The following is an 18,227-nucleotide window of genomic DNA, read 5'->3' on the forward strand; positions in this document are numbered from 1 at the left end:
GGCCGCCGCTTCCGGCGGCACGCCGGAAGGAACGTTCCGGCGCTTACTTCTTGCCGCTGGCCGCAGCGACCTCGGCTGCGAAGTCGCTTTCCTGCTTCTCGATTCCCTCACCGAGAGCATAGCGCACAAAGCCCGCAATCTTCACAGCGCCGCCGACCTTGCCTTCGGCTTCCTTCACCGCCTGCGCCACCGACTTGCCGGTGTCGTGGATGAAGGCCTGCTCTAGCAGGCAGACTTCCTTGTAGTAGGTCTTGAGGCCGGACTCGACGATCTTCTCGATCACGTTCTCCGGCTTGCCCTGCTGGCGATATTTGTCGGCGAGCACGTCCTTCTCGCGCTTGACGACCGCCGGATCGAGGCCGGACGGATCGAGCGCCAGCGGGTTGGCGGCGGCGACATGCATCGCGATCTGGCGGCCGAGCGCGGCAAGCTCGTCGGCCTTGCCCGGCGATTCCAGCGCCACGATCACGCCCATCTTGCCGGCACCGTCGATGACCGCACCGTGGACGTAGTGCGACACCACGCCCTGGCTCACTTCGAGCGAAGCTGCGCGGCGCAGCGTCATGTTCTCGCCGATGGTCGCGATCGCGTCATTGATCGCGGTTTCGATCGTGACGTCGCCGACCTTGGCGGCCTTGATCTTCTCGACATCGGCGCCGACGTCGAACGCAACCTGGGCGATCATCTTGACCAGGCCCTGGAACTGGCCGTTGCGCGCAACGAAGTCGGTCTCGGAGTTGACCTCGACCACGACGCCCTTGGTGCCCTTGGTGAGCGCGCCGATGAGGCCCTCGGCCGCGACGCGGCCCGACTTCTTGGCGGCCTTCGACAGGCCCTTCTTGCGCAGCCAATCCTGCGCCGCTTCCATGTTGCCGTCGTTTTCAGTCAGTGCGGCCTTGCAGTCCATCATGCCCGCGCCGGTCGACTCGCGCAGGTCCTTGACCATCGCAGCTGTGATCGTTGCCATCGTTGAATATCCTTTGTGCCTGCCGGTTTGCCGCGGCGTGGCATCAAATTGCCCCGCCGCGGTCCATCTCAGGAATTCGCGTCAACTGAAATGGTGGCCGGAGTCTATCCGGCCAACCCATCGCTCTTTTTGACTATTCCGCTTCCGCGGTCAGCGCCTTGGCCTTGGCCACCCAGGCATCCGCACGGCTCGGCAGACCGACTTCTTCGCCGATCGTGTGCGCGGTGTCGTGATCGAGCTCGGCGAGCTGCCAGAAGTGGAAGATTCCGAGGTCGTTGAACTTCTTCTCGATCGCGCCCGACACGCCCGGGAGCTTCTTGAGGTCGTCGGCGGTGCCGCGGGGACCTGCAAGGCCCTGGAAGCCGCTCGAGGAGGCCGCCGGCAGCTCTTCGGCGAGCGGACGGGCCGAAGCACCGATGTCGATGCCCGAATCGCCCTGGGCGCGCGAGATGCCGTCGATCGCCGCACGCGCGATCAGGTCGCAATAGAGCGAGATCGCGCGGCCGGCGTCGTCATTGCCCGGCACCACATAGGTGATGCCCTTGGGGTCCGAATTGGTGTCGACGATCGCGGCGACCGGGATGTTGAGGCGCTGGGCCTCCTGGATCGCGATGTCTTCCTTGTTGGTGTCGATCACGAAGATCAGGTCGGGCAGACCGCCCATGTCCTTGATACCGCCGAGCGAGCGGTCGAGCTTGTCGCGCTCGCGCTGAAGCGTCAGGCGCTCCTTCTTCGTGTACGAATTGGCTTCGCCGCCCGAGAGCACGTCGTCGAGGTGACGCAGGCGCTTGATCGAAGCCGAGATCGTCTTCCAGTTGGTCAGCGTGCCGCCGAGCCAGCGCGAGTTGACGAAATACTGCGCGCAGCGCTTGGCCGCGTCCGCAACGCCGTCCTGTGCCTGGCGCTTGGTGCCGACGAACAGGATGCGGCCGCCCTTGGCAACCGTGTCGCTGACGGCCTGGAGGGCGTGGTGCAGCATCGGCACGGTCTGGGCGAGATCGACGATGTGGATGTTGTTACGGGTGCCGAAAATGAACGGAGCCATTTTCGGATTCCAGCGGTGAGACTGGTGACCAAAGTGCACGCCAGCTTCCAAAAGCTGACGCATGGTGAAGTCGGGTAGCGCCATTGTTATAATTCTCCGGTTGGTTCCTCCGGAAGCGTGTGAGCAAAACGGAGCGTTGCGCCCCGGCTGCCACCGGACGGCCTTGTGAGCCATGCTTCCGTGTGAGATGGCGCGCTATATAGCGCGATTTCGGCCAGAAGCAAGGAAATAAGGGCCATTCGCGGGCGGTTTCGCCCGCGAATGGCCCCCCTTCCGTAAAGACCGCGCCAAGCTCTGGCGCTGGACTAGCGCTTGCCTAGCACTTGGGCTGGTTCGGCGGGCACTTCTTGGCCGCCGGCGGCGGGGCCGCTGGGCGGGGCGGAGGTGCCGCCGGACGCGGCGGAGGTGCAACGGCCACCCGAGGCGGCGGCGGGGGCGCCGGCCGGGCTACTGGCGGGGGCGGCGCGGGCCGAGCCATTGGCGGGGGCGCCGGACGCGCCACTGCCACCGGCGGAGCGGGGCGTGGCGGCGGAGGTGCAGCCATCCGTGGCGGCGGCGCCGACACGCGCGGCGGAGGTGGCGGCGTGGGCCGCGCCACGGCCTGGGGCCGCGGGGGCGGTGCTGCTGGCTTGGCCGCCTGCGGCGGGGCCGGCGGGTGAGCCTGCGGCCTGATCGGCTCGTGCACTGCTGACGGAGGCGGTACGACCGGTTTTCCCGCGGCAGCAGGCGGCGGGCCGGCCGGCTCACGGGTTGCGGACTTGGCACGGTCGGCAGGCCCGGCCCCGGGCGGGGTCTGCGCGACCGGGGGCTTGGGCGGTTGGCCGGGCACAACGGCCGGATTTGTCGTGGTGGGCGCACCGGTGGTCGGAGCGGCGGCCGTTGGCGCACCAAGATGGGGCGGCGGCGTTGTGCCGGGCGCAGCCGTGGTCGGCGCCCCCGGATGCGTCGGCAGGGTCGTGCCGGGTGCAGTTGCCGTCGACGGCAAGGGCTTTCCGCCCGGCAGAGTCCCTGCTGCCCCTGCCGGCGGCGCCGGCGGCCCACCATGGGAGCCCGGAACCGGCAGCGTGTTGGCGGCAGGCAACCTGGTCTGCGGCGCGACGTTCGGTGCTGTACCTGGGAGGCCACCAGGTAGCGCACTTGGTCGCGCATTTGGCGCGACATTGGCCGGCGTCCCGGGAGGTATCCCGGGCCTCGCCGTCGGCTGGACCGTCGCGCTCAGCGGCATCGGCGCCTTGCCCTGCTGGATCAGAGCCGCGCGCTGCGTAGCGGCTTGCGGCAACATCGGTGCTACCGGGTTGGCGCGGCCGGCAATCGCCGGCGTCAGATTGCCAGGCCCGGTCCCTCCTCCTCCCCCACCCGCCGGCGGCGGGGCGGGAGGCCGGTTGATCACGGTGTTGATGACCGTGGTGTTATGGATGTTGTTGAAGATGATGTTGTTCGGCGGCGGCGCGACATAGACCGGCGGCCTGACGAACACCGGGATCGGCACGAACATCGGCTGCGGCAACACGAACAGGCCGACCACAGGCAGCGGCGGCTCGAGCACGACGAAATCCGGCGGCGGCGGCGGCAGATAGTAGACCGGCGGCGGTGGTGGCGGCGCGAAGCCAAAATCGGGATCGCTGAAGTACAGCACGGGACGGTCGACATAGACCACCTCCTCCGGCGGCGGCGGCGGCACGTCATAGTCGATCATCGCGAAGCTTGGCGGCGGCTCGGCCGGCGCGGTGAGGATCGCGAGGCGACGGCGCGCATCGCCTGCATGCGGCCCGCGCGGATAGCGGCGCAGATACGACCAATAGGCTTCCGGCGTGTCGGTGCGATAAGTCCGCCGCCAGGTGATCGCCTCGCGGCGCGCCGCAACGATCGCCATCACGCGCTTGGACATCGGATCGGTCGGATAGGCCGCGAGAAATTCCTCATAGGCCGGCAGCGTGTCGCGCTCCAGCGCGGCGGCGTAGGCGTCTTGCACACCGAGATCGCGGATCGGCTTGTTGCGGATCGCGGCGACCTGGGCGGCCGAGGCCTCCGGCGGCGGCGCGTCGGGCCCGCGATCGAAGAATGAGAATGGCGCCGATATCTTCTGCTCGTTCCAGGGTACCTGCGCGCCCTTGGAGGCCTCGTTGACACGCAGGCGGACGCGATCGAACACGTCAGGCAGCGGCAGGCCGCCGGTGCGGATCATCTCCGCCAGCGACTGCGCATAGATGCCGTAGGGCCCCGGCTCCTCCGGCGCCACCGTGCCGGGCGCGGCATTGAAGGCGATCAGCATGTTCTGATCGGGCTCGACCAGCGCCAGCCCGCTCGCGATCGGCTGGCCGCCCTCGATGAAGGGCTGCGCGCGGGCCGCGTCGAGCACCACGATGTTGGCCTTGAGCGGAATCGCCGCAAGCTGGCGCGCATAGTCGCTGATGCGCAGGGCCTCGGTCGGGATGTCGGTGTCGCGGGTGATGTTGGAATCGACCGGGATGAAATAGTTCTCGCCGGCAAGCTGCACGCCGTAGCCGGCGAGATAGACCATCGCGACGGTGCCGGGGCCGGAGGCCTGCGCCTTCTGGATGAAATCGCGAAAGCTCTTGCGCAGCGTGTCGCCGTCGAGATCGCGCGCGCCGACGACGTCGAAGCCCGCCGCCTGCAGCGTCTGCGCGATCAGGCCGGCATCGTTCGCGGTCGTCGCCAGCGGCGACTTGGCATAGGCGCCGTTGCCGACCACGAGCGCGATTCGCTTTTCCTGCTGCTGCGCGCGCGCCGGCTCCAGCGCCCCCGCGGCAAGGAACAAGATCGGCAAGAGGAAACAGAGGAAGGCCTTGTGGGTCCCACGCATGGCTTGCTTGCCCGCTTTGTTGTTGAGCTGCCAACACGCATCAGACGCGCGGCTGGCTGAATGGCACTTGAACGAAAGGCCCGGATTGAGGCGGCGGCATGACGCAGGCCGCCGCCGAAAGGCGCCTGTCGTCCAGGCGCCTTTCGTCAGGCCCACGTCAGCATCTCGACCGCCCGGCAACCGCGTTGCGGCAGTCTTGCTCAGCCTTGCGCGATCGGTCCTGCTCGCTCAGCCTAGCGCGATCAGCCTTGTGCGATCAGATCGACCGTTCCCGTCGTGAGCCGATAGATGCCACCCATCACCTTCAGCTTGCCCTGCTCCACGGCCGCATTGAGGATCGGTGCGGCCGACTTCAGCTTGGCGACGTTGTCGATCACGTTCTGCCGGGTCGCCTTGTCGAGCACGTCCCCGCCCTGCTGCATCGCAGCCTTGGCGGCGGGCGCGATCGCATCGATCAGCGAGGGGATGTGGCCGGGCGGCGAGGTGTTGTCCTTGATCGCCTTCAGCGTCGCATCGACCGCGCCGCAGCTGTCATGGCCGAGCACGAGGATCAGCGGCGCGCCGAGCACGGCAACGGCATATTCCATGCTGGCGATGGTCTCGGTGCCGGCAAAATTTCCGGCGACGCGGCAGACGAACAGGTCGCCGCGGCCGGTGTCGAAGGCGTATTCAGGCGCGATGCGCGAGTCGGCGCAGCTCAGCACGGCCGCGAACGGGTTCTGGCCGCCGGCCAGCGCCTCGCGCTCATGCTTGAAATCGTGCCGCCGCGACACGCCTTCGACATAACGCGCATTGCCCTCCATCAGCCGCTTCAACGCCGCATCCGGCGCCAGCACGTTTTGCGGCTTGGGCGGCGCCTTGGCCTCCTTGGCGAAGGCTGTGCCGGCGAAGGCCAGGCCGATCGCGGAGACGGTGAAGTGGATGAGCGATCTCCGCGAAGGGCGGATGTGGACGCCGCGAACACTGCCGCAATTCTCGCACATGCCGTGCTCCTGCCCATCGAGCCGCCGTCGTTGATGCAGCGGCAATCGTGCCGCGCATCTTACTCGACGGCCTGCAATTCCGCGAGCTTCGTTCGCGCGGTCGCCTCATCCAGCGCAACGAGCTCGGCGGGCCCGGGATTGGCCTCGCCAGCCGTCGCGACGGAAACCACCGCAAGCCCGGCCAGCCCGCCAAGCACCGCCCCGCCCGTGGCGGCATCGTGCCTGGCACTGCTCTTGATGAGGTAGAAGTGCGTTCGGCCGGATTCCATCACGATCTCGCGCTTGGTGTCGCCGGGAAACATCAGCTCGGTCACCAGCACGTCGTGACGGCCGGCCGGACGATCGGCGTAGGCATATTTGCCGGCGAGCACCTTACCCATCGGCGCACCGTCGAGCTTCACCTCGCAGGCGCAAAACGCCATGCTGAGGCCGTTGCGCTTGTCCTGCAGGAACACCACGCGCGACTGCCCCGCGCGCGGAGGTCCGATCTTCTTTGACACGGATGCGAAGTCCGTTCCGACCTGATCGCTCACGCACCCCGCCAACATGACGCCAGCGGTTACCACCAACGCGCCCCATCGCAGCATCGCACACCCCAGTCCATTCCCCGGGTGTATGCTAGCCAAAATCAGCGCAGGGTTGCAACAACATCCGACGACCGTGCGTGGATCGCGCGGACAAGCCGCCGGAAAGACGCGCCACCAACCTCAGCCTTGGGCCAGCAATTCGACGGTCCCTGTGCTCAGCCGATAGATGCCGCCGACCACCTTGAGCTTGCCCTGCTCGACTGCCGCATTGAGGATCGGCGCAGCCGATTTCAGCTTGGCCACGTTGTCGATGACATTCTGACGGATGGCATTGTCGAGCGCATTCCCGCTCTGCTGAGCAGCGGTCTTCACCGCCGGTGCGATCGCGGAGACCAGCGAGGGGATATGTCCCGGCAGCGGCTTGTCGTCCTTGAGCGACTTGATCGTCGCGTCGACGGCGCCGCAATTGTCGTGGCCGAGCACCAGGATCAGGGGCGTGCCGAGCACGGCGACGGTGTACTCCATGCTCGCAACGGTCTCATCGCCGGCAAAATTTCCGGCGACGCGGCACACGAACAGGTCTCCGCGTCCGCTGTCGAAGGCATATTCAGGCGCGATCCGCGAATCGGCGCAGCTCAGAACGGCAGCGTAGGGATTCTGACCGCCGACCAATGCCTCGCGCTCGTGCGCGAAGTCGTGACGGCGCGACACACCCGATACGTAGCGCGAATTGCCGTCCATCAGCCGTTTGAGCGCCGCATCGGGCGACAGCACGTTCTGAGGTTTCGGCGGCGCTTTCGCCTCCTTGGCCACCGCAGGCCCGCCAAACGCTGCCACCCCGAGCGCGGAGGCGGCGAAAAGCATCATCGAGCGTCGGGAGGGAGCAACCGATTGATGCAGATTTTCGGAGCATTTGTCACACATGATTCTTCTTCCTTGGTCTCGCGCCGGGAAACAACTGATAGCTGCGCGCGGCAGACTTCGAAACCAGGTGTGAACTTGATAGTTAAGCTTTGGTTTGCGGCGGCGCGTGCAACGTCAGAGCTGCTGGACGTCCACCACGCCCGCGACCGCCTTGATCGCGCCGGCGATCTGCGGCGAGACCTTGAAGCGGCCGGGCAGCTTCATCTCCACCTCGGTCTCAAGGTCGAGCATCATCACCAGCGAGACCTCGCCGTCGCCGTTGGAGCGCGGCGCAATCCCCGGGCTGCCGACCTTTGGCGCGGCGCCGTTCGAGGACGCCATCTCGGGGCCGGCGAGACGCTTGGCGATCGATTCCAGCGCCTTGGTGTCGCGCAGGAAGATGCGCAGGCCCTTCTGCGTCTTGGCCGCGGCATCGTCGAGCGGCTCGGCATGCAGCACGCGGGCGCGCACGTCCTCGCCCTGGAGCTCGGCGCCAAGCTGGAGCAGCACGGCCGCCCCCGGCTCGAGCACGTCGCGATATTGCGCAAGGCCTTCCGAGAACAGCACCGCCTCGAAGTGGCCCGTGGGATCGGAGAGCCCCATGATGCCCATCTTGTTACCGGTCTTGGTGCGCCGCTCCATGCGCGAGACCACGGTGGCCGCGACCTTGCCGGCGGTGGCGCCGGTCTTCACCGCGCGCGAGAATTCCGCCCAGCTCTGCACCCGCAGGCGCTTCAGCACGGTGGCGTAATCGTCGAGCGGATGGCCGGACAGGAAGAAGCCGATCGCGTCGTATTCGCGGCGCAGCCGCTCGGCCGGCAGCCACGCCTCGATCTGCGGCAGCATGATGGTCGGCGCGTCCGCCGACATGCCGAACATGTCGTTCTGGCCGATGGTCGCGGCCTCATGCGCGCGCTGGCAGGCGGCGAGGATCGCGTCCGCGCCGGCGAAGACGCGCGCGCGGTTCGGCTCCAGCGTGTCGAAGGCGCCGGCGGCGGCGAGACTCTCGATGATGCGCTTGTTGATCGCACGCGGATTGACCCGCGCGGCGAAGTCGGCGAGCGAGGTGAACAGCCCGTTCTTGGTGCGCTCCTCGATGATCTGGTCGATCGCCTGGATGCCGACGCCCTTGAGCGCGGCGAGCGCGTAGTAGATGGTCTTCTCTCCGACCTCGAAGGTCGCACCCGACCGGTTGATGTTCGGCGGCTCGACCTTGATGCCGAGGCGCTGCGCCTCGGAGCGGAATTCGGAGAGCTTGTCGGTGTTGTTGAGATCGAGCGTCATCGACGCTGCGATGAACTCCACCGGATAATGCGCCTTCATGTAGGCGGTGTGGTAGGACACCAGCGCGTAAGCCGCCGCGTGGCTCTTGTTGAAGCCGTAGTCGGCGAACTTCGCCAGCAGCTCGAAGATGGTCTCGGCCTGCCCCTTCGGCACGCCGTTCTTCACCGCGCCGGCGACGAAGATGTCGCGCTGCTTGTCCATCTCGGCGCGGATCTTCTTGCCCATGGCGCGGCGCAGCAGGTCGGCGTCGCCGAGCGAATAGCCCGACATCACCTGCGCGATCTGCATCACCTGTTCCTGGTAGATGATGACGCCGAAGGTCTCCTTCAGGATCGGCTCCAGCACGGGATGCAGATATTCCGGCTCCTCGTCGCCGTGCTTGCGCGAGCAATAGGTCGGGATGTTCGCCATCGGGCCGGGGCGGTAGAGCGCCACCAGCGCGATGATGTCCTCGAAACGGTCGGGCCGCATGTCGACCAACGCGCGCCGCATGCCCTGGCTTTCAACCTGGAACACGCCGACCACCTCGCCGCGCGCCAGCATCTGGTAGCTTTCGGCATCGTCGATCGGCAGCGTCGCGAGATCGACATGGATGTCGCGCGGCTTGAGCAGCTTGCACGCGACGTCGAGCACGGTCAGCGTCTTCAGGCCGAGGAAGTCGAACTTGACGAGGCCCGCCGGCTCGACCCATTTCATGTTGAACTGGGTCACCGGCATGTCGGATTTGGGATCGCGGTAGAGCGGCACGAGCTCGCTCAGGGGGCGATCGCCGATCACGATGCCGGCCGCATGCGTCGAGGCGTGGCGCGTCAGGCCTTCGAGGCGCTGGGCGATGTCGAAGGCGCGCGCCACCACCGGATCCTCGTCGCGGAACGCCTGGAGCTTCGGCTCGCTCTCGATCGCGGCGGCCAGCGTCACCGGCGCGGCCGGATTCTGCGGCACCAGTTTCGTCAGCTTGTCGACCTGGCCGTAAGGCATTTGCAGCACGCGGCCGACGTCGCGCAGCACGCCGCGCGCCTGCAGCGTACCGAAGGTGATGATCTGCGCGACCTGGTCGCGACCGTAGCGCTGCTGCACGTACTGGATCACCTCGCCGCGGCGGTCCTGGCAGAAGTCGATGTCGAAGTCCGGCATCGAGACGCGTTCCGGGTTGAGGAAGCGCTCGAACAGCAGGCCGAACTTGATCGGGTCGAGATCGGTGATGGTCAGCGCCCACGCGACCAGCGAGCCTGCGCCGGAGCCGCGGCCCGGTCCGACCGGAATGCCTTGCGACTTCGCCCATTTGATGAAGTCGGACACGATCAGGAAGTAGCCCGCGTACTTCATGCGCATGATGACGTCGAGCTCGAACGCCAGGCGCTTGCTGTAGTCCTCTTCCGTGGTGCCCTGCGACAGACCGTGCACGCGCAGGCGGTTGGCGAGCCCCTCCTCCGCCTGCCGCTTCAACTCGGCGGCCTCGACCGCAGCGGCATCGGAGCTTGCGGCGGCGCCGACCGTGAAGAACGGCAGGATCGGCTTGCGCGTCATCGGGCGGAACGAGCAACGCTCGGCGATCTCGACCGTCGAGGCCAGCGCCTCCGGAATGTCGGCGAACAGCACCGCCATCTCGGCGCGGGTCTTGAAGCGGTGATCCGGCGTGAGCTGCACGCGATCGCTCTCGGCGATCAGCCGGCCGCCGGCGATACACAAAAGCGCATCGTGCGCCTCGTAATCGTCGGTCGCGGCGAAATATGGCTCGTTGGTCGCAACCAGCGGCAGCCCCTTGGCATAGGCGATGTCGATCAGGCCGCCTTCGACGCGCCGTTCCTTGTCGATGTTGTGGCGCTGCAACTCGATGTAGAGCCGGTCGCCGAACAGGCCGGCGAGACGCTCGCAGCGCGTCGCCGCGAGTTCGGCCATACCGCCGGCAAGCGCCAGCGAGATCGGCCCGTCAGGGCCGCCGGTGAGCGCAATCAGGCCCTCGGTCTCGCCGTCGAACCAGTCGAACTTGATGAACGGGGCATGGCTGTCGGGCGTCTCCAGGAACGCCCGCGAATTCAGCCGCATCAGGCTGCGATAGCCGCGCTCCTGCGCCGCCAGCAGCACCACGCGCGAGGGGCCAATGGCGTTGCGCGCGGTCGGATCCTGGTCGCCGAAGTCGATCGCGAGCTCGCAGCCGACGATCGGCTGGATGCCGGAGCCCGCCATCTTGTCGGAGAACTCCAGCGCACCGAACAGATTGTCGGTGTCGGTCAGCGCCAGGGCCGGCTGATGGTCCTTCTTGGCGAGCTCGGCGAGCTTGCCGATCTTGATCGAGCCCTTGAGCAGCGAATAGGCCGAGTGAACGTGAAGGTGGACAAATCCGGCGCTCGGCATGGTCGCGTGACGGCCTCTTGCAGATGGGATGGAACGGTCGCCGGCCCCAAGGGGATGCTGAGGGGATCATGGCGTATCCTGCACCCACCTCCCAGCCGCCTTTGCCGACTCGCCGCCCAATGGTGGGGCGTCGCCGCCGCAGAGTCCACGCCAGAGCGGCCGATCGGCCGCGTCGTCCCGCTTTTCCCCAGGCGCGCCGAGGAGTTCCCGGCAACGGTTGTCCAAACCCTGGCCCTAGAGCTGCGGAATCACCTGCGCCCAGATTGCGATCATCCCGACGAACAGGGTGATCGATGCCAGTGCGGCGGCTTCTTCCACGAAAATCCTGAACATGGCCTGCTCCCTTGCTGGAACGTATGAAGAACATTGTTCTCATTTCGTTCTCAAGAGTCAAGCCGTCTGAACCGTCCCAAAAAGGAATGGTTAACTCGCTGACTTCAAACAACAAAAAAGCCCCGGCCGATGGCCGGGGCTTTCGACAACCGCTCGAAGATGAGCGATTGGTATCAGTAGCGGCCGATGATCGGGCCACCGAACTTGTAGTTCAGGCGGACGAGGCCCATGTCGACGTCCTGACGGATGCGGTCGGTACCCGCGAGACCCGCGAAGGTGACGTCCTTGTCCTGCAGGAAGATGTGGTTGTACTCGACGCCAACCGACCAGTTCGGGGCGAAACCGTACTCGAGGCCGGCACCCACCGTGCCACCCCAACGGGTCTGGTCGTTCGACGACAGCAGCGCGCCCGAGGCCGTGCTGAAGACTTCGTACTTGGTGCCGGCCACAGCCGCACCGCCCTTGACGTAGATGAGCACGTTGTTCCAGGCATAGCCGACCTGACCGGTGATCAGACCGAACGAGTCGATCTTCGAACGGTTGCGAGTCGCGAACAGCGCGCTGACGTTGTCGCCCGAGAAGTCGGCCCAGTTGCCCTGGCCTTCCACGCCGAACACCCACTGGCCGGACTGCCAGCGATAGCCGATCTGGCCACCGACCGTGCCGCCGGTCGCATCGTGCGAACCTTCACGGCCACCGCCGACCAGATCCCAGGTCGAGTGCGCCGAACCGCCGCCGCCGTTGATGCCGATGTAGAAGCCGCTCCAGTCGTAGATCGCGGCGACCATCGCAGGCGCCTTGGTGTACGGCCGAGCCGCGAGATCAGCAGCCACCGCCGGTGCAGCCGCGCTCAGTGCGACGAGGCTCACAGCGGCCAGCAACAAATTCTTCTTCATTTGAATCCCGTTCCAGTTTTCTTCAGTAGGCCCCCGGGCCGTGGGCATGGTCATAACAGTGATCGGCGGAATTGCTGTAACCGCGACGCAACAGTTCGCTCCAAAGGGCCGCGCTTCATTAATGAAGATTTATCGGCGCGCGCTGGAAACCCTTTGAAACAAGAGTTTTCAGCAATTTCAATGTCGACTACACGAGATACACTGCGTACGCGCGTAACATCGTCGCGCGCACATTCGCGTGATTGGAGATTCGAGATGCGTGCATTATTCACCCTCCCCATTGTCGCCACATTTTCGCTCGCAATCGCCACATTCACGCTTGCGTTCATCGCGAGCACACCGGCGCGCGCGTTCGGAACCAGTCATGCGTTCTGCCTGACCGGCGATGAATGGCCGGGGCTGAGCAATTGCAGGTTCGACACCTACACGCAGTGTCAGGCGAGCGCATCGGGCCGCGCGCTGACCTGTATCGCGAACCCGTATTTCGGAGGGCAAAGCGATGATCCCTACGCGTATCAAAATCGTCCGCGCACGTTTGCGCCGGTTTCTTCCTGGCCGCGCTGAGATGCGCCGCGCTTGCCTCGCACTGGTTGCGTCCGGCACGCTGCTCGTCAGCGCGCCGGCGCGTGCGCAGACCTATGATCCCAGCCATCCCGTCTGCATGCAGATCTACGGCCAGGTGGGCTATTTCGACTGCCGCTACACCTCGCTCCAGCAGTGCAGATATCTCGCCGTCGGCCGCTCTGCGACATGCGTCGTGAACCCGTATTTCCCGCAGGAACGGCCGAGGAGCCCTCGGAAGTCGAGCCGCGCCAATTAGGGCACGAACGAACGATCTATTGCCAGGGCGGCGCACCTAGTGACGGCGCGATCTCGATCGCGCCCGCCTCACCGCGCTGCGCGATGCCGTCACATTGCGACAGAGCTGCATCATCCAACGCGCGATGTGGTTCGCGCGCGGCGCGCCAATTATCCCATGCCGAGGTCTCGATCCCGGCGAGCGCGAGCAGATCGCGCGCGAGGTTGACGCGCGCAAAGAACAGACCGGTCGTCGTTCCGTGGCCAAGCTGCGCAGGATCGATGGCGCCGGTGCGGCATAGCTTCCATGCCTCGATGCCGGTGATGAACTCCGTACGAGGCACATCGATCGGCTCGAAATCGAACTTGAGGACATCGTGGTGCAATTCGTCGAGTTGAGCATCGACGAGGACCCAGCGTTGCTCATCCCGAGCCCAATATTCGCACACCCAATGATCGTCGTAGGGATTCCCGGCGAAGTACCTGCCGAAACCGCAGCGGACGCGGGCCGGCACGCCGTGATGGCGCAGAACACCACACAGCATCAATGAAAAGTCCCGGCACGTGCTCAAAACTCTCGCCTCGCCCGATCGGGCGACGGTCAGCGGCCTCTGGTCGATCGTCAGAAGTTGCTCCAGGCGCCGGGCCACAGGCAACGTGTCACGGCTTTGACCGGCGAAGGCCGCGGGGTTCAATCCTTGCCTCTCGATCCATGCTTCGTGGATCAGCAGGCCGTGCAGGGTGCGACACACGATTGCAACATCCGGCGGCAGGCCGCTGATCAACGCGGCGTAAGGACCGGGATCGGTGAGCGCGCTATGGCTGGCGTAGTCGGACGTCGCGGGTTCAATCATCGAGGCATTCCGGCAAGGATACGCAAATCCTATCAGCCTCCTGTTCCCGCACAACGACGTGATCTGCGTACCTGATGATTGCACGCGCTCTCGCCACGGCCACACCCAAATCGGGACACTGATATGCGGCCAGCCTTGCATCGCGTCTCCGGTGTTGACGCAGACCGCTCTCGGTTTAAGTACGACAGACAAATCTTGCAGGGGTGGCGACGTTCGCTGGGCTGGTTCCCGTTGACGCCACCAATGCAGGACACATGTCGATATCGCCTCAAGCGACCTCGCTCCGCGCGACCGCGGCCTCCGCGCCCCCTCACCTCGCCATCGTCCTGTTCTCGCTCGCGATGGGCGGCTTTGCGATCGGAACCACCGAATTCGCATCGATGAGCCTGCTGCCGTTCTTCGCCGCCGACCTTCGGGTCGACGAGCCGACCGCGGGACACGCGATCAGTGCCTACGCGCTCGGCGTGGTGCTGGGCGCACCGCTGATCGCCGTGCTTGGTGCGCGCTTCGCCCGGCGCACGCAGCTCCTGGTCCTGATGGCCGTGTTCGCGCTCGGCAATGCGCTCACCTCGCTTGCGCCGGGGTTTGGCTGGATGATCGCGGCCCGTTTTCTCGCAGGGCTGCCGCATGGCGCCTATTTCGGCATCGCCGCGCTGGTCGCAGCCTCGCTCGTTCCTCAACATCGCCGCTCGCGGGCAATCGGCCAGGTGATGCTCGGCCTGACTGGCGCGACGATCATCGGCGTGCCCTTGGCCAACCTGGTCGGCCAGACGGTCGGCTGGCGCGCCAGCTTCGGCCTCGTGTCGCTGCTGGCCCTGCTCACGGTCCTGCTTTGCGCCCTGTTCGCTCCGCGCGACCAGGCCGGCAGGTCGGACCCACTGCGAGAGCTCGGCGCCCTCAGAAGCGGCCGCGTCTGGATCACGCTGGCGATCGGCGCCATCGGCTTCGGTGGCATGTTCGCCGTCTACACCTACCTCGCAACGACATTGATCGAGGTCACCAAGGTCAGCCCCGCAGTGATTCCGTTTTTTCTCGCCGTGTTCGGCGTCGGCGCCACGCTCGGCAATCTGTTCGTGCCGCGCTTCGCGGACCGCGCCTTGATGCCGACGGCGGGCGTCATTCTCTTGTTCTCGGCGGTCGCGCTGCTGGTGTTTCCGCTTGCAGCCGGCAATCCCTGGCTGCTGGCGATCGACATCTTCGCGATCGGCGCCGGCGTCTCGCTCGGCGCCATCCTCCAGACCCGGCTGATGGACGTCGCGGGCGACGCGCAGGCGCTCGCCGCCGCGCTGAACCATTCGGCGTTCAACACCGCCAACGCGCTCGGCCCGTTCCTCGGCGGCCTTGCCATTCGCGAGGGGCTGGGCTGGACCTCCACCGGCCCCGTCGGCGCTGCACTCGCGCTTCTCGGCTTCCTGATCTGGATCGTCGCCTCTCGCGACGCCGGATCTGCGCCGGTCCAGATCACCTCAGAACTCGACGCTGCTCCGCTGAAGAACGCTGCCGCAAGACCGTCGCCACCGCTGGCGCCGGATGACCAGAGCCGTTCGGCTTCTCACAGGGATCCGGTGGCATGACGTTATCTCTAGCCGGGTGACGCATGAGATGTCTCGGCTCTGACCAGAGCGGCCTCAACCGGCCATCGTAACGATCAAAGGTCCATGTCGGGTGGCGACGACGGTGTGCTCGTACTGCACGGTCGGCGCCTCGGGACTGCTGTAGAGCGTCCACGGATCATCGCCATTCTCTGCCCACTCGGCGGCCAAGGACAGGAACGGCTCGACGGTGAACACCAGGCCGTCGCTCATGATGCGGCGTTCGGAGGAATCGGGCCATGTTGCGATCTCTGTCGGCTCCTCATGGAGCGACAAGCCGACACCGTGACTGGCAAGGTTCCTGACAAGGCTGTAGCCGTTCTTCCGCGCAAAGGTCCCGATGGCTTGGCCGATGCCGGCGATCGGCTTGCCAGCCCCGACCTGCCGCAGGCCCGTCCACATGGCCCGCCGGCCATCCCTGCAAAGACGTTCGATCGCGCGGGTTACGGGCGGGACGGCGAACGAGGCTCCCGTATCCGCGAAGAGGCCGTTCTTCTCCGCTGAAACGTCGATGTTGACGAGGTCGCCACGCGCGATCCGTCGGTCACCGGGGATGCCATGAGCGATCTCCTCGTTCACGCTGATGCAGGTCGCCCCCGGGAAGGCATAGGCCAGCTCCGGAGCCGAACGTGCGCCGGCTGTCTCCAGGAATCTTCGTCCGATCTGGTCCAGCTCGGAGGTGGTCATGCCCGGTTCGAGCGCCTTCCCCATCGCCTCAAGGGTATTGGCGACGATGCGCCCGATCTCTTTCAGGCGCGTGAGGTCGTTGTCATCGGAGATTGTCATCTTGGGCGCTCTCGAAAGCCCGGACATAGCGCTTGCGAACTCGACTTGCAAACGTGCGAGCCCCGCGCGAATTCGTAGACCTCGCATGCGGAGCCGGATGAGGTTGCGTTCGTGGACGCAGAATAATCGGCGCTCCGACACGCCACCAAAGGTTGTGATCGCACCGATCTTCGGATAGCTTTCGCGTCTGTTTTCGCCGCGTGTGGTCCCGTCAGTTCATGCTCGCCCGTATTCTGCTCCTCGTGACCTTGCTGTCGATCCCGGGCGCTTTGCGTGCAGAAGACGCCGCCTGCCTGAAGGTGAAGAACGCAGGCGGCGAGGTCGAGGCCGAGCTCACCACGCGCAATGCGATGTGCAACTCGGCCTGCGGTTACCTGTTTCTCGGGGCGACATCCCGCGAGGTGGCGCCCGACGCGGCGCTGGCGGTCCATAATTCCAGGCTGGTCCTGCGCTTTCGTGGGGATCCGCCCCCGCAGGTGGTCGCCGAGGCGAGGCAGCGCCGCATAGCGAGCGCCGATCGCGACCGCACTGCGTTCATCGCGTCGATGGGGATCAGCCGTGAGCTCGACGCCCTCATCCGGACCGTGAAGTACGAGAACCCGCACGTGCTGACGCGCGCCGAGCTCTATCGTTTCGGAATCGACACCCGACCGCTTGCCGAGTCGATGTGGAAGCTGGAGAAGGAAGCGCGCCCGTTTGTCCGCAAGATCGCGGTCTTGAAGAAGGAGAACGGCGCTTCGTTCCGGATGATGGAGTGGCGCCTGTCTTGCGAAAGCAAGAAACGCGTGCCGCTGACGTTCGCGGGAGAAGTCGACGAAGCAGCCACCGGCAAGAGCACGATCCTGGTGACGGCGGACGCCGGCACGGACAGGGAGGTCGGAGGGGCTCCGCTACGTTCCGGCAAGGTCGAGATCTGGCGCGGCAGCATCGACCCCGACATGGTCAAGGCGATCCTGGCGTCCCGCTCCCTGCATGTCCGCGAAACCATTTCGATGCCGGACGACAAGACGGACATGACGAAATTCGACATCGACTTGACGGGCCTGGCGTCGGTGTGGACACAGCTCAAATCATCCTGCGCTCTGTCGACGCTCAACCCGATAAGCCCTTGGCCAGCCACGCTGCCGAACGCCGGCACGACGCCTCCGGCCACGCCGTCGCCGTGAGCTCAGGCCTCGCGATGCATCAGCCTCTGCCCGTCACCGGCGTGTAGATCACGAGCTTCAGTGCGGGATCGTCATTGGCCTGGAAGCTGGTGTGCTCGAAATGCAGCACGCCGAGGGTCGGATGCGACATGGTCTTGAGGCCCGACGACGTGCTGCGGATCTCGTGGGCTTCCCACCATTTGACGAATTCCGGGCTGCCCTGCCGCAGCCGCGTCAGCAGTTCGGCGAACGCGGGATCGCCGGCCCAGACGTCGTGGGTGGCCCGGAACATCGCCACCATGCGCTTGGCCACGTCCGCCCAGCCCGCGCCGTAAGCCTTTCGCGTCTGCTTGTTGGTCATCACGAGGAGCAGCGTGTTGCGATCCTCCTCAGGCAATCGCCCAAACGCAAACACCTGCTCCGCGGCGGCGTTCCAGGCCAGCACGTCCCAGCGCCGTCCGACAATGTAGGCCGGCTGATTCAGGCTCTCGATCATCCGCAGGATCGGCGGCGGCACGATTTCGCGCGTGAAGGCGCGCTTGTCGCCGTCGCGCGCCAGCGCCTTCAGATGCGCATGCTCGGTCTTGCTGAGCCGTAGCGCGCGGGCCAGCGCGTCGACGGTGGTCACCGACGGGCTGACGGTGCGGCCCTGTTCGAGGCGAATATACCAGTCGACACCGATGCCGGCGAGCTGGGCGACCTCCTCGCGGCGCAGGCCCGCGGTGCGCCGCCGCCTGCCCGCCGGGAGCCCGACGGTCTTCGGCGACAGCTTTTCGCGGCGGGACCTCAGGAAATCGCCGAATTCGACGCGGCGTGGGTCGGCCATGATGTCGCTCCCGCGATGGAGGGTCTAAAAGATACTAGGATAATACCAGGCCTTCTTGTCCCCTCCAAGGCGGCGCATATGAGTTTCACCCCACTTTGAGGTGAACATC

15 protein-coding genes are annotated in these 18,227 nt (G+C 66.0%); 4 read left to right on the forward strand and 11 right to left on the reverse strand.

The annotated features are described in order from the left end of the window. Nucleotides 1–43: 43 nt before the first annotated feature. From tsf to ACE10W_RS21665, 8 genes are all read right to left on the reverse strand, one after another. Entirely contained in the window at nt 44–967 is a 924-nt protein-coding gene (gene tsf / locus ACE10W_RS21630) for a translation elongation factor Ts (protein WP_011087628.1), read from the reverse strand. Nucleotides 968–1,100: 133 nt separating this feature from the next. Further along, nucleotides 1,101–2,096, reverse strand: coding sequence for a 30S ribosomal protein S2 (locus ACE10W_RS21635; RefSeq protein ID WP_028171749.1), 996 nt, complete (start codon nt 2,094–2,096; stop codon nt 1,101–1,103). Nucleotides 2,097–2,328: 232 nt separating this feature from the next. Then, on the reverse strand, nt 2,329–4,836 hold the full coding sequence (locus tag ACE10W_RS21640) for a caspase family protein (protein ID WP_375761918.1): 2,508 nt from the start codon (nt 4,834–4,836) through the stop codon (nt 2,329–2,331). Between the two features lie 242 nt (nt 4,837–5,078). Next, on the reverse strand, nt 5,079–5,819 hold the full coding sequence (locus tag ACE10W_RS21645) for a carbonic anhydrase (RefSeq protein WP_110116166.1): 741 nt from the start codon (nt 5,817–5,819) through the stop codon (nt 5,079–5,081). Nucleotides 5,820–5,878: 59 nt separating this feature from the next. Next, on the reverse strand, nt 5,879–6,319 hold the full coding sequence (locus tag ACE10W_RS21650) for a DUF2846 domain-containing protein (RefSeq protein ID WP_231166491.1): 441 nt from the start codon (nt 6,317–6,319) through the stop codon (nt 5,879–5,881). Nucleotides 6,320–6,526: 207 nt separating this feature from the next. After that, nucleotides 6,527–7,270, reverse strand: coding sequence for a carbonic anhydrase (locus ACE10W_RS21655; RefSeq protein WP_011087633.1), 744 nt, complete (start codon nt 7,268–7,270; stop codon nt 6,527–6,529). A 114-nt stretch (nt 7,271–7,384) separates the two neighbouring features. Beyond that, complete coding sequence (dnaE, locus tag ACE10W_RS21660; RefSeq protein ID WP_375761919.1) at nt 7,385–10,888, reverse strand: DNA polymerase III subunit alpha; 3,504 nt, start codon at nt 10,886–10,888, stop codon at nt 7,385–7,387. A 506-nt stretch (nt 10,889–11,394) separates the two neighbouring features. After that, a complete protein-coding gene (locus ACE10W_RS21665) occupies nt 11,395–12,117 on the reverse strand; it encodes an outer membrane protein (protein ID WP_028171744.1) in 723 nt (240 codons plus the stop codon). A gap of 255 nt (nt 12,118–12,372) precedes the next feature. Here ACE10W_RS21665 and ACE10W_RS21670 point away from each other — a divergent pair, with 255 nt between their 5' ends. Then, nucleotides 12,373–12,681 carry a DUF3551 domain-containing protein gene (locus ACE10W_RS21670; RefSeq protein WP_038967838.1) on the forward strand — a complete coding sequence of 103 codons (309 nt, stop codon included), beginning with the start codon at nt 12,373–12,375 and terminating at the stop codon, nt 12,679–12,681. A gap of 1 nt (nt 12,682) precedes the next feature. Then, a complete protein-coding gene (locus tag ACE10W_RS21675; RefSeq protein WP_038967837.1) occupies nt 12,683–12,937 on the forward strand; it encodes a DUF3551 domain-containing protein in 255 nt (84 codons plus the stop codon). A gap of 16 nt (nt 12,938–12,953) precedes the next feature. On the opposite strand, the gene ACE10W_RS21680 is transcribed toward ACE10W_RS21675, so the two are convergent. Further along, nucleotides 12,954–13,769, reverse strand: a complete 816-nt coding sequence (locus ACE10W_RS21680; protein ID WP_161534791.1) for a transglutaminase-like domain-containing protein — start codon at nt 13,767–13,769, stop codon at nt 12,954–12,956. A 254-nt stretch (nt 13,770–14,023) separates the two neighbouring features. Between ACE10W_RS21680 and ACE10W_RS21685 the strand changes: the two genes are divergently transcribed. Continuing rightward, on the forward strand, nt 14,024–15,343 hold the full coding sequence (locus ACE10W_RS21685; protein WP_375761920.1) for an MFS transporter: 1,320 nt from the start codon (nt 14,024–14,026) through the stop codon (nt 15,341–15,343). A 54-nt stretch (nt 15,344–15,397) separates the two neighbouring features. On the opposite strand, the gene map is transcribed toward ACE10W_RS21685, so the two are convergent. After that, complete coding sequence (gene map / locus ACE10W_RS21690; protein ID WP_011087638.1) at nt 15,398–16,147, reverse strand: type I methionyl aminopeptidase; 750 nt, start codon at nt 16,145–16,147, stop codon at nt 15,398–15,400. A gap of 218 nt (nt 16,148–16,365) precedes the next feature. On the opposite strand from map, the gene ACE10W_RS21695 reads away from it, so the two are divergent. Continuing rightward, nucleotides 16,366–17,313 carry a hypothetical protein gene (locus ACE10W_RS21695; RefSeq protein WP_375761921.1) on the forward strand — a complete coding sequence of 316 codons (948 nt, stop codon included), beginning with the start codon at nt 16,366–16,368 and terminating at the stop codon, nt 17,311–17,313. Nucleotides 17,314–17,332: 19 nt separating this feature from the next. Here the strand turns inward: ACE10W_RS21695 and ACE10W_RS21700 are convergent, their stop codons facing one another. Next, nucleotides 17,333–18,118, reverse strand: coding sequence for a helix-turn-helix transcriptional regulator (locus tag ACE10W_RS21700; RefSeq protein WP_011087640.1), 786 nt, complete (start codon nt 18,116–18,118; stop codon nt 17,333–17,335). Nucleotides 18,119–18,227: the final 109 nt, after the last annotated feature.

This window comes from Bradyrhizobium sp. B025 (genome assembly GCF_042257955.1).
Lineage (GTDB): Bacteria > Pseudomonadota > Alphaproteobacteria > Rhizobiales > Xanthobacteraceae > Bradyrhizobium > Bradyrhizobium diazoefficiens.